This window comes from Demequina sediminis, assembly GCF_039545075.1.
In the GTDB taxonomy this organism is placed as follows: Bacteria; Actinomycetota; Actinomycetes; order Actinomycetales; family Demequinaceae; genus Demequina; species Demequina sediminis.
The window spans coordinates 51,509-65,764 of sequence record NZ_BAABRR010000012.1 but is presented as its reverse complement, the minus strand read 5'-3'; the positions used below and the strand labels follow the sequence as shown (position 1 = coordinate 65,764).

The following is a 14,256-nucleotide window of genomic DNA, read 5'->3' as shown; positions in this document are numbered from 1 at the left end:
CTCGTTCTCCGAGTTTGGTCCCCGACCATCGTAGGCGGTCAGGCGAGGGGTACCGGCGCGTCTCGCTGAGGGCGCAACACCACGACAGGCGATCCGAGCGCGAGCGCGCCTACGATCTGCCACGGACCCAGGGATTCGGAGAACGCGACCACGCCAATGACGGCGGCAACCAGGGGCTCGAGCAGCGCGACGATGGTCGCGATGACGGCCGGCACGGTCGCCAATCCCGCGTTGAAGAGCGCGTGGGGAATCGCCGTGGCGATCACCGCGAGCGCGCCCACAAGGACCCATCCCGTCGTGCTCGACGGGACGCCCCAGCCGGTCGCGAGCGCGAGGGGAAGGAGGGTGAGGCCGCCGCCCGTGAACGCGACCGCCGTGAGGCGCGCGCCTCCCCACTCGGGCACCGCAGCCGAGGCCACGATCGACACCCCGGCGAAGGCCCCGCCGGCCACCAGCGCGAGCCCCACGCCCGCGATCGCGTGACTTCCGCCTCCGGCCTCCGCGGCGCCGCCCGTGAGGGCCACGAGTCCCGCGAGGGCGAGCGCGAGCGCGGCGACCGTGCGAGCAGAGGGACGATGCCGCCGCACCACGACGTCAAAGGCCGCCACCGCGAGGGGCGAGGAGCCGATGGTCACCATGGTCGCGAGGCCCACTCCGGCACGATCCACCGCCGCGAAGTAGGCCGCCTGGAAGACCGCGAGGAAGACAGCCATGACCGCCGCGCGCCGCCACATGGCGGGCGTCACGGCGCGCAGCCGCAGCCGCCCCAGCACCTGCAGCACGGCGGCAAGAACGAGGCCGGCGAGCAGGATGCGCCACATCGCGACCGCGACCGAGGGCACGGCGGAGTCACGCGCCAGCGCGTGTCCAAGCGCGCCCCCGGTGCCCCACAGCGTGGCCGCGAGGACCACGAAGGAGAAATGGCGGGGCCGCACCCGAGAAATCTAGCGGGGCGCGTGCGCCCGCGGATGACTCGGATGCGGCCCGGCCGCGTCAGTTATGCGCTCTCGCGCTCGTCCTCCGCCTCAGAGTCTGCCTCGCCTTCGGCGGTCTGCGACAGGTGGATGACGCCGTAGGTCCACCCGCGGCGCCGGTAGACGGCGGACGCAAGCCCAGACTCGGAGTCGTGGAACAGGAAGAAGTCGTGACCGACGAGTTCCATCTGGTCGATCGCCTCAGCCACGCTCATCGGCGCGGCGCTGTGGCGCTTCGAGCGGATGACGATGGGGGTGCCGTCGATCGGAATCTCGCGGTGCGATCCCTCAGGGGCGCCCTCCCATGCCTCGGCGCTCGCGAGCGCCTCCGGCTCGGCGGGCGTCCCGGCGGGCGCTCCGGACGGCGGCACCGCGGGCACGGGCGGCACGCTGTGCAGGCCCGTCTTGCCCTGGTGGCGGTGCACCTTGCGCTCATGCATCTTGCGCAGCTGCTCGACCAGCTTCTGCATGGCGCCGTCCAGCGCGATGTATCGGTCCTCCGCGGCGGACTCGGCGCGCACGACGCCAGGGCCGTGGACCGTGATCTCGACGCGCTCGCGGTCGCTCGCGTGCTTGGGGTTCCTCTCATGGACCACATGCACGTCGGCACGCGTCGCGCGGGGGGCGAGCGCCTCGACCTTCTCCATCTTCTCGAAGATCTTCTGGCGCATGTCCTCGGAGACCTTGGTGTGCCGTCCGACGATGGCGATTTCCATGACGAAAACTCCTTCACTGTCGCGGTGGCCCTGTGCGGGCCAGGGGGCAAGGGGCGGCGGCGCTTCTCGCGCCTGCGGCATCACCTCCTCGCCTGGAAGGTGTACGACGGTCGTCGTCCTGGAACTCCTACAGTAGCGCGCCCGGAGGGCGGTCGCGCCACCTCGTCGGGCCGGGCGCGGAGGCAAGCACGATGCCCGCCACGGGCACCAGCCCGGACGCGCCCAACGCCCGCGCGGCCCGCGCCAGGGTGGCACCCGTGGTGAGGACGTCGTCGACGAGTACCACCGGCGCCACGCCCTCGCGGTCGGCACCCCGGCGCAGCGCGGCGCCGCCCGCTCGCCATCGTCCCCTGTCCCCCGCACCGCGCGACGAGCCGCGGCTGGGGGCGAGCACATCCGCGACGCTCACCCGCACTCCCGCGGCCTCCAGGCCGGCCGCCGCGGCGCGCGCGAGACCGAGCGGCAGGTTCGCGCCGCGCGAGCGCGTGTGCGCGGCGCGTGCCGGGCACGGCACGACGCACCACCGGTCGACGCCACCGACCGCGGCGAGCGCGGGAGCGATCCGCGCCGCCGCCCTTGCCATCGCGGGCTCAAACAGCCGCGCGAGGTCGCGCCTGCCCGCGTCCTTCCACGCGCCGATCAGCGCGTGCGCCGGGCCGTCGAGTTCGGTGACGGACCACACGGGCAGGCGCGGCGCGAGGGCACCGAGCCGCGGGGCACCGCTGTCGCAGCGCAGCGGTTCTTCCCACCACTGCGACTCGCACTCCTCGCACCACTTCACGTCGGGCAGCCCGCAGCCGGGGCACTCGACGGGCACCACGAGGCGCGCCACGCGCGCGAGCGGTCCCGGCGGCCTGCCCTCCACCCCTCGAGGGTGCCGGGGCGCGCGCGCCGGAGCCCCAGCATCGTCCCTGCTGTGGATGCCAGCCCGCTCGAGCCGGGCCGGGGACACCGGTCAGCCGGCGTACGCGAGCTCGGAGACGCCCGAACCCACCCCGGACCAGCCGGTGCCCGCGCGCTCGCGCACCGTGCCATCCGCCGACACGAGCGTGATGGACCGGTCGCCGTGGCGCGCCGAGATCGCGACCGCGTCCGGCACGGCCGCGTCCTGCGTGGTCCGGCCTCCCACCGACACGACCCACAGCGGCGTGGAGTCCGCGCCATCGCTGCTGCCCAGCAGGGCGACCGAGACGTCGTCGACCCAGATCGCGTCGACCACCACCCCGATGTTCGCGCCGATCCTCAGCGGCTCGCCCACGCTGAGCGGAGCGCCGTCCTGCGATCGCACCACCGCGGCGACCTCGACCACCGTCTGCGCGCCGGCTCGCGACACGACCAGCACTCGCGCGCCGTCACGCGACGGCACCATCTCGAGCACGGTACGGCCCGCGAGCCACCGCGCCTCGAGGGTGATCGGATCCGCGCCGGGGGCGGCCACGGTGATGGTCTCCGGCAGCGATCGCTCGCCGGTCCACAGCCACCCGTGACGGTCGAAGCTCGGCGGCAACAGTTCCTCGCCCTCGATCACGGTCGACACGTCCATCGCGACGTCGGGGACCGCGGCCTCGGGGTCGTACGGCTCGAGGGTGTCCGTGCCGCCCGTGAGGGCGTCCGTGGTGACGATGCTCGAGTCGCCCAGGCGGAAGGCCACCCTGGTGCCCGAGTAGGACGTGGCGAGCGCATTCGCACCCGCCGGCAGCGCGCCGCGCTCCGCGGGCACGGCCCACATGTCGTCGCCGTCCCACATGCCCAGGCGTCCCTGCACGAAGACCGCGGCGACGCTCTCGGGGACGGGCTCGCGCGCGAGGGTGTCGGAGGGTTCCGCGACGAGCGGCACGCCACCGGCCGTCACCTCGACATCGCGCACCCCCGGCAGGGCCGACAGCGTGAGGCGGAGCTGCTGCTCGGCGAGCGCGCGGTCCTCGAGGCTCCCCGCGGACTGCGCGGTGAGCTGGACCCGCGCGAGCCCCTCGGTCACCACGACCGAGTCGACCTGCAGCGCGGACCCCGCCGGGAAGCCCGTATGGACCGCGTTCGTGAGCCACGGCGACGGTCCGGCGACGAGTTCGCGTGCCGCCCACGTCGCGACATTCGACTGCGGCAGCCAGCGCTGTTCCGGCACCGCGGTCGTGAGGTCCTGAGAGGTGAAGATCAGCGGCACGGAGAGGAAGACGCGGTTGAAGGTGGCCTCGGCGAGCAGCGCGCCATCCTCCAGGTTCGAGATGCGCCACTCTCCCGAGTCGTCCTGCGTGACCTGGAACTCGAGCGTGGTCTGGGTCTCGGCCTCGGCCTCGACCATGCGACCCGCATCGTCGATCCACGCGGCGACGGGCACCGCGTAGGTGACGCGCCCCGCGGCCTCGTCGTAGTCGGGGGTTAGCGCGCCGGAATCGAAGACCGTGATGCGCGCGACCGGGTCCCACTCGGCGCTGGCCTCGGCGGTGAGGTACTCCCTGGCGACGGAGAAGTCCGAGGCGAATCCCGCCGCAGAGGCGCGGATGAAGCCCGACACGATCGCGTTGACGCCGTCACCGGGCCGGGGACCCTCCGCGAAGGGCACGAAGGGCTCGGCGCCCTCGACCTCGCCGCTGCCCTCGTTGACGGGACCCGTGGTGGGAATCGAGGCGCATGCCCCGAGCGCGAGCGCGACGGCCGCGCACAGCGCGGCGAGACGGATGTTCACGGTGCGACCTCCCTACGCTCTCCCTCGACCGGGATGCGCCGCGCGATGGTGCCGTAGTCGAGCTCCGCGATGACGAGCGGCAGCGGCGGGTCCTGACCCAGGCCGCGCGACGTGCGCGGCAGCTGGAGGCGGAAGCTCGCGCCCTTGCCCGGCAAGCCCCACGCCTCGAGCTTGCCGCCGTGAAGCTGCGCGTCCTCGCGCGCGATGGACAGGCCGAGCCCCGTGCCGCCCATCGTGCGCGCGCGAGCCGAGTCGGCACGCCAGAAGCGGTCGAATACCCGCTGCGCCTGCTGGGGCGTGAGCCCGATCCCGTAGTCACGGACCACGACGGCGACGGTGCGCGTCGAGGACGACACCACGATGTCGACGGGCCGCCGCTGCGCGTGCTCGATCGCGTTGGACAGCAGGTTGCGGATGATCCTCGCCACCCGGGGCCGGTCCATCGAGGCGGTGTGCGATCCGGACGCCACCCACAGCCGCAGTTCGACGCCCTGGCGGCGCGCCGCGGGCACCATCGCCTCCACCTGGTCGCGCACCACGTCAGCGAGGGACATGTCGTCGAACTCGAGCTGGGCCGCACCCGCGTCGATGCGCGAGATCTCCAGGAGATCCGCCAGCAGCGACTCGAAGCGGTCGATCTGCGTGTTGAGCAGCTCCGCCGAGCGGGCGACCTCGGGGGGAAAGTCCTCGCGCGCATCGTGCAGCACGTCCGAGGCCATGCGGATGGTGGTCAGTGGGGTGCGCAGCTCGTGAGAGACGTCGGACACGAACCGCCTCTGCAGCCTCGACAGCTCCTCCATGCGCGTGATCTGGCGCTGCAGCGACTCGGCCATCTCGTTGAAGGTGCGCGCGAGCGTCGCCATCTCGTCCTGACCCCGCACGGTCATGCGCTCGCTGAGGATGCCCTCCGCGAGACGCGACGCGACGCGCGCCGCCTGGCGCACGGGCCGCACCGTCTGCCGTGTCACCTGGAAGGTGAGGACCGCGAGCAGCGCCATGAGCCCCGCGGCGCCGCCTCCGAGGATTCGCTGGATGAGGCCGAGCGTCGCCTGTTCGTCCGCGAGCGAGTACACGAAGTACAGCTCGTACTCGCCCGCCCCGCGAATCTCGAACGGCACGCCCACCACGACCCCGGGTTCGCCCGTCTCGGGCATCGCGACGAACTGCCAGGACTGCGCCGCGCCGCTCTCGACGGACGCGCGGATCTGCGCGCTGATGACGCTCACCAACTCGGTCGAGGACACGGGGGTCGACAACAGCACCCCGGACGTGTTCGCCGGGTCACGCAGCAGCACCAACCCGCGCGTGTTGCCGCCGAGCGTGCCCAGGCCGTCAAGCAGGTCGTAGACGAGTTGCTGGAGGTCGCCAGGGCTCTCCGCGGTCGAGGCCTCAACGTTGGCCGTCGCGCCCGCGGCGTCGCGCGCGGTCTCCGACAGGATGCGATCGACGCGGGTCTGCACCAGGCCGTCGCGGATCTCCGTCGAGATCACCGCGCCGATCACGACCACGGCACCCAGACCCAACACCGTGGTGGTCGCCACCACGCGTAGCAGGATCGAGCCGCGGAACCTGCGCCACACGCGCCGCGGGCCCCGGGCGAGGTTCGCCCACACGGAGCGCGCGCTGAGCCTCACGACCCGACGCCACCGGCCTTGTAGCCCACGCCGCGCACGGTCACGATGATCTCGGGGTTCTCGGGGTCGCGCTCGACCTTGGCGCGCAGACGCTGAATGTGGACGTTGACCAGCCGCGTGTCGGCGGCGTGGCGGTATCCCCACACGTCCTCGAGGAGCACCTCGCGCGTGAACACCTGGCCCGGGCTGCGCGCGAGCGTGACCAGCACGTCGAACTCGAGCGGCGTCAGCGGAATCATCTCGCCGTCGCGCGTCACGCGGTGGCCCGTGACGTCGATCTCGAGGTCCGCGACGCGCACCACCGCGGGAGTCGCGTTGTCGTTGCGGCGCAGTCGCGCCCGCACGCGTGCGATCAACTCACGCGGCTTGAACGGCTTCGGCACGTAGTCGTCCGCGCCCGACTCGAGGCCCAGGACCACGTCGACGGTGTCTGACTTGGCGGTGAGCATGATGATCGGCACACCCGACTCCGCGCGGATCTCGCGGCAGATGTCGATTCCCGACCGTCCCGGCAACATCAGGTCGAGCAGGATGACGTCGGGATTGGTCGCCCGGAAGGCCGCCACCGCCTCGTCGCCGTGGTCGCAGAACACCGTCTCGAATCCGTCACCGCGCAGCACGATGCCGAGCATCTCCGCCACCGCCGGGTCATCGTCGACCACCAGGATTTTTGCCGTCATGTCCCCATTATGCCGAGCGGCTCACGAGACGCCGTCAGGCGCGTGGCAAGATGGGCGGGACCGGACCTGGGAGGACGTCATGGAGCAGCGCGAAGACGCGGTCGCGTGGGCCGCGCCGGCACCCGTCGAGGGCGCGCCGCCGGCCCCACCGATGCCGCCGCCGGCCGCGGTCCCGCCCATGGCATCGGCCCCCTACTCCGGCGCCTCGCCCGCGGCGCCTCCGCCGCCCGCCTATGCGCCGCAACCCGCGTTCGCCACCCCCACCTTCGCCTCGTGGCAGCCCGGATTCATGCCGCTGCGGCCGCTGAACTTCGGGGACCTGCTCGCGCTGCCGTTCAAGGCGATGCGCTTCAACCGCGGCGTCATCGTGGGCGGCCCCCTGCTGCTGACGCTCGGCGCGACCGTGCTGATGTCCGCCGCGATGTGGCTGCTCTTCACGGATCCCTCGCTCGGACTGCTCGACCCGTTCTCCCAGTTCAACTCGATCAGCCCCACCACGGTGGTCGTGATCGTGGTCGCCGTGATCGCCGCGCTGCTCGCCGACGTCTTCTCGAGCGCGATCGTCGCACCCGGCGTCGCGCGCGGCGCGCTCGGCGAGAAGATCCGCATCGCCGAGGCCTGGAAGGTGCTGCGCCCCCGCATCGGCTCCCTGCTCTTGCTCTACCTGTTCGCAACGCTCTCGTTGCTCGTGGTGATCGGGATCGCGATCGCGCCGTTCTTCATCGCCGCCGCCACCGAGGAACCAGGGCTGATTGCCCTCGGCGTGGTGCTGCTCGTGCTGGTGGCCTTCCCGACGGGCGTGATCATCACCACCGTCGGAGGCATCGCGCGACCCATCGTGGTGCTCGAGAAGCGCGGCGCCGTCGCGGCCATCCGCCGCACGATCGGGCTGCTGCGCGGGCGCTTCTGGTGGGCGTTGCTGGTCGTGTTCGTCGCCGCGGCGCTCATCGGCCTCGTCTCCGGGGTGCTGCAGCAGGTGGGCAGCTTCGGCGCGGTCATCGTCTCGCTGTTCGCGCCCGACAACATGGTGCTCCTGGGCATCGCGTTCTTCCTCATCACGGGCCTGTCGTTGGTCGTGTCGTACGTGCTCACGTACTCGTACCTGGGTTCGCTGTTCACGCTGCTCATGATCGACCTGAGGATCCGCCACGAGGGCTTTGACCTCACGCTCGCCCAGGCGGCGGAGGCTCGTCGCGCGTGAGCATCGACACCCCACCGCTCCTGCCGGACGCGGACACCGCCAGACGCTGGGCGGAAGAGGAACTCGCGAAGGACGAGTACACGCGCGGCGGAGAGTCCTGGCTCGCCAAGTTCTGGGACTGGCTCATGCGCGCGTTCGACGACTTCGGAAACGGCGTGGGCGGTGCTCTCGGGTCGACGGGGACCATCATCGCGATCCTCGTGGGCGCCGGCCTCATCGCGCTCGTCGTGTGGCTCGTCGTGGGGCCCCTCCGCCGGTCGCGCCGCGCAGTCGCGGAGGACGGGTTGTTCGAGGACGACAGGACGGCCGATGCCCTGGGCCGGTCCGCGGAGGCCGCGGCCGCCGCCGGGGAGTGGGCCGCCGCGACGCTCGACATGTACCGCGCGCTCATCCGTCGCCTCGCGGAGCGCGACATCATCGCGCTCACGCCGGGCCTCACGGCTCACGAGGCCGCGACCCAGGCCGGCGCGGCGGTGCCTACGATCGCGAGCAGGGTGGGCGACGACGCGGACGCGTTCGACGGCATCCGCTACGGCCATGTCGGGGCGAGCGCCGAGACGTACGCGCACGTGCGCGAGACGTGGGTCGCCTGCGCGCACGTGCGCCGCACCCTCGACACGGCCGACTCCGCCAGCGGCGCGACCAGCGAGGCGCGCGCATGAGCGCCGCGACCGAGTTCCGCACCGCCCCTCCGCCGGTCGGCCTGCGCGAGCGCGCCGGTCGCGGCAAGCTGGGGATCGTCGCGCTGATTCTCTTCGTCGCGCTGGTGGCCGCGCTCGCGATCGGCGCACGCCCAGGCGACTACGTGGCGTTGTCGACCGAGAACTCGACGCCGACGGGCACACGCGCGGTCGCGCAGATCCTGCGCGATCACGGGGTCGCCGTGCGCCAGGTCGACCGCCTCGCGCAGACGCGCGTCGCGGACCCCGCCGCCACCACCGTCGTGATCGCCGAGCCCCATCTGCTCACGACGGGACAGCTCGGCTCGCTGGTTGACTACCCCGGCGACTTGGTGCTGCTGGGGTCGTCGGACGAGTCGCTCGAGGCGCTCGGGGTGCCCGCTCGCGAGCAGATCGTCGGGCTCCCCGAGACCGCGGCGGCGCAGTGCGAGGACCCCGACGCGATCGCCGCCGGCTCGGTCCGCGTCGACGGCTGGGGGCTCGAGGCCCTCGACGACGGCTCCGACCTGTGCTTTGTCCAGCGCGGCGGACTCGCCGCGTTCGCGCGCGTCGATGACGGCGGCCGCACCGTGACGGTCATCGCCTCGACCGCGCTCGTCACCAACGATGCTCTCGCGGAGCACGGTCACGCCGCGCTCGCGGTGCGCGCGCTCGGACGCCACCCCGACGTGGTCTGGTACGTCGCCGACGGGCTCGACCCGAGCCTGCTGACGTGGGCCGGTTCCGGGACCGATGGCGAGGTGCCCACCGAGGTCGAGGCCACCCCCGACTTCCTTCCGCCAGGGACCGGCAACGCGATCTACGCGCTCGCTCTCACTGCGCTGCTCGCCGCCTTCTGGCAGGCGCGACGCTTCGGCGCACTCGTGCGCGAGCCGCTGCCCGTCGTGGTCCGCGCCTCCGAGGCCACTCGCGGCCGCGCGCGCCTGTACCGCCGCGCCCGCGCCACGGGGCGCGCCGCCGCCTCGCTGCGGGCGGCCGCCGCGCTGCGCATGGGCCGCAGGATCGGGGTGGGACGCGCGGACGGCAGGGAGGCGCTGGTCTCCGCCGTCTCGCGCGCCACCGGCCGCACCACCTCGGACATTGAGCGGCTGCTGTACGGCCCGCCCCCGGCGGACGACGCCTCACTCCTCACCCTGATCTCCGAACTCGACGCACTGGAAAGCGAGGTTCACCGACCGTGACCGACACCACCCCTCCCGAGGGCGACGCAGCCGCTCCCGCCACACCGGCATCGTCCCCCGTGCCGCCCCAGCCCGTGCAGGAGTCCGCACCCGTACACGAGCCCGTGCCGGCCCCCGCCCCCGCGCCCGACCCGTCGGCGGGCGCGCGCGAGGCGCTGGGACGCCTGCGCACCGAGGTCGGCAAGGCGGTCGTGGGCCAGGACCAGATCGTCACGGGACTCGTGATTGCGCTGCTGTGCCGCGGCCACGTGCTGCTCGAGGGCGTGCCCGGCGTCGCGAAGACGCTGCTCGTGCGCGCGCTCGCCGCGTCGCTCGACATGGACACGAAGCGCGTGCAGTTCACTCCCGACCTCATGCCGGGAGACGTCACCGGCTCGCTCGTCTACGACGCGCGCACGGCGGCCTTCTCGTTCCGCGAGGGACCCGTGTTCACCAACCTCATGCTGGCCGACGAGATCAACCGCACGCCCCCCAAGACGCAGTCCGCGCTGCTCGAGGCGATGGAGGAGCGTCAGGTCACGGTGGATGGCGAGGCACGCAAGCTCCCCGACCCGTTCCTCGTGATCGCGACCCAGAACCCCGTGGAGTACGAGGGCACCTACCCGCTGCCCGAGGCGCAGATGGACCGTTTCATGCTCAAGCTGCCCGTCGCGCTTCCCGACCGCGCGACCGAGGCGAGCGTGCTGCAGCGCCACGCCGCTGGATTCGACCCGCGCAACCTCGCGGCCGCCGGCCTGGCTCCCGTCGCATCGGTCGCGGATCTCGAGCAGGCGCGCGCCGCGGTGGCCTCGGTGGAGATCTCGGCTGACGTCATCGGGTACATCGTGGACCTGTGCCGCGCGACGCGCGAGGCGCCCTCGGTGTCGCTCGGCGTGTCCCCTCGCGGCGCGACGGCGCTCATGGCGACCGCGCGCGCGTGGGCGTGGATGCGCGGGCGCACCTACGTCTCCCCCGACGACGTCAAGGCCCTCGCGGGCTGGACGCTCGCTCACCGCATGCGGATCCGCGCGGAGGCGGAGCTCGAGGGCGTCACCGCGACGTCCGTGCTCACGTCTGTGCTCACCACGGTGCCCGTGCCGCGCTGACATGCACATCACCGGTTGGACCGTCGCGCTCGCGGCGCTCGGGGCGATCCCCGCGGCGCTCGCCGAGTCGCGCAATGTCGCGTGGCTGTGGATCATCGGCGTGGTCGCGCTCGCGCTGCTCGACGTGTGGATGGCTCCGCGCACGTCGCGCGTGGGTGTGCGGCGACAGGCGCCCGGCGCGGTGAGGCTCTCGCAGTCGGTGCGCACCACGCTCGACGTCGCGAACCTGGGCCGCCGCCGCGTGCGGGGCGCGGTGCGTGACGCGTGGCAGCCCTCCGCGGGGGCCGCGTCCACCCGCCACGCTTTTTCGCTCGCCCCCGGCGAGGTGCAGTCGTTCGGGACGATACTCCGGCCCACCCGCCGCGGCGACCGCCAGGCGGGGGCGGTGACGGTGCGCACGTACGGCCCGCTGCGGCTCGCGGGTCGCCAGCGGTCGATCGAGGCGCCCGCCCACGTGCGGGTACTGCCCGAGTTCGCGTCGCGGCGCCACCTGCCGTCGCGACTGGTGCAGTTGCGAGAGATCGACGGCCGCACGGCCGTGCGCCTCAAGGGCGCGGGGTCGGAGTTCGACTCGCTGCGCGAGTACGTCATCGGCGACGACGTCCGCAGCATCGACTGGCGCGGCACCGCGCGTCGAGGCGAGGTGGTGGTGCGCACGTACCGCCCCGAGCGCGATCGCCGGGTCGTGATTGCTCTCGATACCGCGCGGCTGTCCGCCGCCCGGGTGGGCGACGCCCCTCGGCTCGATGCCTCGATCGAGGCCACGCTGCTGCTGGGCGCGCTCGCATCGCACGCGGGCGACAGGGTGCAGGCGACGGCCTTCGACCGCGTCGAGAGGGCGCGCGCGGCGTCGAGCGGGCCGCAGCTGATGGCCGAGCTCGCGGATGCGCTCGCGACGGTCGAGCCCAGCCTGCTCGAGCCCGACTGGCCCGCTCTCGTGAGGCTCGTGCAGTCCCGCGTCTCCCAGCGCTCGCTCGTGGTGCTGCTCACGACCGTCGATACCTCGGCGATGGACTCGGGTCTGATCGAGGCGGTCGCGGCGCTGCAGAAGCGACACCAGGTGCTCGTGGGCTCCGTGGAGGACCCCGAGCTGGGCGCGATGCTCGCGGATCGCTCGGACGCGGAGGCGGCGTACGGCGCGGGGGCCGCCGCGCGCGCGATGCTCGAGCGTGAGGCGGCGGCGACGCGCCTGCGCCAGCTCGGAGCCGAGGTCGTGCTGTCCCTCCCCGATGACCTCGCTCCCGCGGTGTGCGACCGCTATCTCGCCCTCAAGGCGGCGGGCCGGCTGTAGCGAGCGCGGCGCTGTGCCCAACGCGGCACTGTTCCCAACGCGGCTCCGCCACACCGTTTCGCGGCTCCGCCACACAGCAGTCGGCGTGTCGTCGGCGAGTCGCGAGCTGAAGTCGCAGATTGCGCACGTTTCCGCCCGCCTCGTGTGGCGGAGCCGCGGGGTGGGGGCGTGTGGCGGAGCCGCGGGGTGGGGGCGTGTGGCGGAGTCGTGTGGCGGAGCCGCGGGGCGGGGGCGGGAGGAGACGGCGCGAGGACGATGCCTATCCCGCCAGCGCCACCTCATCGGTCGCGAAGTCGCCCTCGGAGTCGCCGGTCACTCCCGCCCGGTGCGCGACGCGCCCGGCCACGAAGATGTACATCCAGAAGGCCGTCACCGCGATCACGCCGATCACGATCTTGAGCCACCACGGCATCGCGGAGCCGGTGACGTAGCCCTCGATCAACCCCGAGGCAAACAGCGCGAGCACCAGGCCGAGCGCGACACCGATCGCCGCCCTCCCCTCCTCCGCGAGCGCACGTGCACGCGGGCGCGGACCCGGCACGAGCATCGTCCAGAAGAGGCGCAACCCCGTGCCCGCTGCCACGAACACCGCGGACAACTCGAGCAGCCCGTGCGGGGCGATGAGCTGGAAGAACACGTCGAGCGCGCCATGCTCGGCCATGACGGCCCCCGCGACGCCCAGCTGGATGACCGTGTTGTACATGAGGATGAGCGGGAAGACGCCGGTGATGCCGAAGGCGATGCACTGCGCCGCGAGCCAGCCGTTGTTGGTCCATACCGTCGCCGCGAAGGACGTCGAGTCGTACTCCGTGTAGTAGCTCGCGAACTCCTGCTCGGCGATCGCCGCGCGCGTCTCGGGCGGCCCGATCAGCTCGAGGGACTCGGGATGCGTGAGCGTCCACCAGCCCGACAGGAACGCGAGTCCCACGACCGCCACGGTGACCCCGACCCCCCACCACCGCACGCGGTAGAGCGCCCCTGGCAGACCCCACACGAGGTACCTGACCCCCTCGCGGGTCGAGGTCGTGTGCGCGCCGGTAAGCCACACGCGAGCGGTGGCGAGCAGCACGGACAGTCGCGAGACGACGGACGGCTCGGGCGCGGAGGATCGCACCGTCGCGAGGTCGCCGGCGGTGGCCTGATAGAGGCGGGTGAGCTCGTCGGCCTCGGCGCCGGTGAGTCGGCGTGCCCGAGTGAGCTCGCGCAGCCTGGTCCAGCGCGCCTCGCGAACGGCGCCAAAGGAGTCGATGTCCACGCCGCTACGATGCCACAGGAGAGACGGAACAGGGGGAGCCCATGACGGACGAGGACTCAATCCTCATCGGCGAGGGAGTCGTGCTCGACTCCGGCGCGGCGCCTGTCCCACTACGCATGGTCTCGGGTGCGATCGACATGGTCGCGACCCTGATGCTCCTGGTCGCCGGGTTCGCGGCGCTCGACAACCTGTTGCCCGCCGTCAACGACGCGTGGCAGCGCGCGATCGTCATCGCGTGGACGGTGGTGGGGCTCGTGGTCGTGCCCGTCCTGGTCGAGACGCTCTCGCGCGGGCGATCGCTGGGGCGCTGGGCGATGGGCCTGCGCGTGGTGCGCGACGACGGCGGTCCCGTGAGCGCCCGCCACGCGACCGCGCGTGCCCTCCTGGCGGTGCTCGAGGTCTACGGCACCGCGGGCATGCTCGCCGTGACGGTGTCCGCCCTGGGCTCGCGCGGCAAGAGGATCGGCGACTACGTGGCAGGCACGTACGCGATGCGCACGCGCGGGGCCAAGCGAGCGTTGCCCACCCTCGCGATGCCGGTGGGCCTGGGCGAGTGGGCGCGCACCGCCGACATCACCCGCCTCCCCGACGGCCTCGCGCTGACCGCGCGCATGTTCCTCGCGCGCGTCGACAGCATTCACCCCCCGTCGCGCGTGCGCATCGGCACGCTGTTGTCGCAGCAGGTCGCGACGCACGTCGCTCCCCCACCGCCGCAGGGCACCCACCCCGAGGCCTTCCTGGTCGCGGTGCTGGTCGAGCGACGCGACCGCGAGTGGCGGATCGAGAGCGCCCGCATGGCGCGCTCGACGAGCGAGGGTGAGGCGCTGAGGCGTCTGCCGTTCGGCATCCCGGACGCCGACTAACCTCCGCGCCGAG

The 14,256-nt window shown here is 72.9% G+C and carries 13 protein-coding genes; 6 read left to right on the top strand and 7 right to left on the bottom strand.

The window, feature by feature from the left end:
• Window positions 1-38: 38 nt before the first annotated feature.
• The 6 genes from ABEA62_RS10775 to mtrA all read right to left on the bottom strand — a co-directional run bounded on the left by ABEA62_RS10775 (window position 39) and on the right by mtrA (window position 6,687).
• Window positions 39-935 carry a DMT family transporter gene (locus ABEA62_RS10775; protein WP_286215229.1) on the bottom strand — a complete coding sequence of 299 codons (897 nt, stop codon included), beginning with the start codon at window positions 933-935 and terminating at the stop codon, window positions 39-41.
• A 62-nt stretch (window positions 936-997) separates the two neighbouring features.
• Window positions 998-1,690 (bottom strand): ribosome hibernation-promoting factor, HPF/YfiA family, encoded by a 693-nt coding sequence (gene hpf, locus ABEA62_RS10770; protein ID WP_345380075.1) that lies wholly within the window; start codon window positions 1,688-1,690, stop codon window positions 998-1,000.
• A gap of 127 nt (window positions 1,691-1,817) precedes the next feature.
• Window positions 1,818-2,555: a ComF family protein gene (locus tag ABEA62_RS10765; protein ID WP_286215226.1), complete on the bottom strand. Its 738-nt coding sequence runs from the start codon at window positions 2,553-2,555 to the stop codon at window positions 1,818-1,820.
• Window positions 2,556-2,645: 90 nt separating this feature from the next.
• A complete protein-coding gene (locus ABEA62_RS10760; RefSeq protein ID WP_286215225.1) occupies window positions 2,646-4,373 on the bottom strand; it encodes an LpqB family beta-propeller domain-containing protein in 1,728 nt (575 codons plus the stop codon).
• Entirely contained in the window at window positions 4,370-6,007 is a 1,638-nt protein-coding gene (gene mtrB, locus ABEA62_RS10755; protein WP_345380071.1) for an MtrAB system histidine kinase MtrB, read from the bottom strand. The genes ABEA62_RS10760 and mtrB overlap by 4 nt, the downstream gene beginning before the upstream one ends.
• Window positions 6,004-6,687: an MtrAB system response regulator MtrA gene (gene mtrA / locus ABEA62_RS10750; RefSeq protein WP_286215221.1), complete on the bottom strand. Its 684-nt coding sequence runs from the start codon at window positions 6,685-6,687 to the stop codon at window positions 6,004-6,006. The genes mtrB and mtrA overlap by 4 nt, the downstream gene beginning before the upstream one ends.
• Before the next feature lie 79 nt (window positions 6,688-6,766).
• Between mtrA and ABEA62_RS10745 the strand changes: the two genes are divergently transcribed.
• From ABEA62_RS10745 to ABEA62_RS10725, 5 genes are read left to right on the top strand one after another with little or no spacing between them, the layout of a single operon-like run.
• Complete coding sequence (locus tag ABEA62_RS10745) at window positions 6,767-7,888, top strand: hypothetical protein (protein WP_286215219.1); 1,122 nt, start codon at window positions 6,767-6,769, stop codon at window positions 7,886-7,888.
• The gene (locus ABEA62_RS10740; RefSeq protein WP_286215218.1) at window positions 7,885-8,550 is read left to right on the top strand and encodes a DUF4129 domain-containing protein; all 666 of its coding nucleotides are present in this window, start codon (window positions 7,885-7,887) and stop codon (window positions 8,548-8,550) included. Before ABEA62_RS10745 ends, ABEA62_RS10740 begins: the two co-directional genes overlap by 4 nt.
• On the top strand, window positions 8,547-9,749 hold the full coding sequence (locus tag ABEA62_RS10735; RefSeq protein WP_286215216.1) for a DUF4350 domain-containing protein: 1,203 nt from the start codon (window positions 8,547-8,549) through the stop codon (window positions 9,747-9,749). Before ABEA62_RS10740 ends, ABEA62_RS10735 begins: the two co-directional genes overlap by 4 nt.
• Window positions 9,746-10,834, top strand: coding sequence for an AAA family ATPase (locus ABEA62_RS10730; RefSeq protein WP_425558029.1), 1,089 nt, complete (start codon window positions 9,746-9,748; stop codon window positions 10,832-10,834). The genes ABEA62_RS10735 and ABEA62_RS10730 overlap by 4 nt, the downstream gene beginning before the upstream one ends.
• Before the next feature lies 1 nt (window position 10,835).
• Entirely contained in the window at window positions 10,836-12,125 is a 1,290-nt protein-coding gene (locus tag ABEA62_RS10725; protein WP_286215215.1) for a DUF58 domain-containing protein, read from the top strand.
• A 259-nt stretch (window positions 12,126-12,384) separates the two neighbouring features.
• Here ABEA62_RS10725 and ABEA62_RS10720 read toward each other — a convergent pair whose 3' ends face one another.
• On the bottom strand, window positions 12,385-13,380 hold the full coding sequence (locus ABEA62_RS10720) for a stage II sporulation protein M (protein ID WP_286215263.1): 996 nt from the start codon (window positions 13,378-13,380) through the stop codon (window positions 12,385-12,387).
• A 41-nt stretch (window positions 13,381-13,421) separates the two neighbouring features.
• Between ABEA62_RS10720 and ABEA62_RS10715 the strand changes: the two genes are divergently transcribed.
• Window positions 13,422-14,243 (top strand): RDD family protein, encoded by an 822-nt coding sequence (locus ABEA62_RS10715; RefSeq protein ID WP_345380066.1) that lies wholly within the window; start codon window positions 13,422-13,424, stop codon window positions 14,241-14,243.
• Window positions 14,244-14,256: the final 13 nt, after the last annotated feature.

Excerpts from the sequence above, each read along its gene's own strand:
- hpf (WP_345380075.1), bottom strand. The coding sequence starts at position 1,690 with ATGGAAATCGCCATCGTCGGACGGCACACCAAGGTCTCCGAGGACATG.
- mtrA (WP_286215221.1), bottom strand. The coding sequence starts at position 6,687 with ATGACGGCAAAAATCCTGGTGGTCGACGATGACCCGGCGGTGGCGGAG.
- ABEA62_RS10745 (WP_286215219.1), top strand. The coding sequence starts at position 6,767 with ATGGAGCAGCGCGAAGACGCGGTCGCGTGGGCCGCGCCGGCACCCGTC.
- ABEA62_RS10735 (WP_286215216.1), top strand. The coding sequence starts at position 8,547 with ATGAGCGCCGCGACCGAGTTCCGCACCGCCCCTCCGCCGGTCGGCCTG.
- ABEA62_RS10725 (WP_286215215.1), top strand. The coding sequence starts at position 10,836 with ATGCACATCACCGGTTGGACCGTCGCGCTCGCGGCGCTCGGGGCGATC.
- ABEA62_RS10715 (WP_345380066.1), top strand. The coding sequence starts at position 13,422 with ATGACGGACGAGGACTCAATCCTCATCGGCGAGGGAGTCGTGCTCGAC.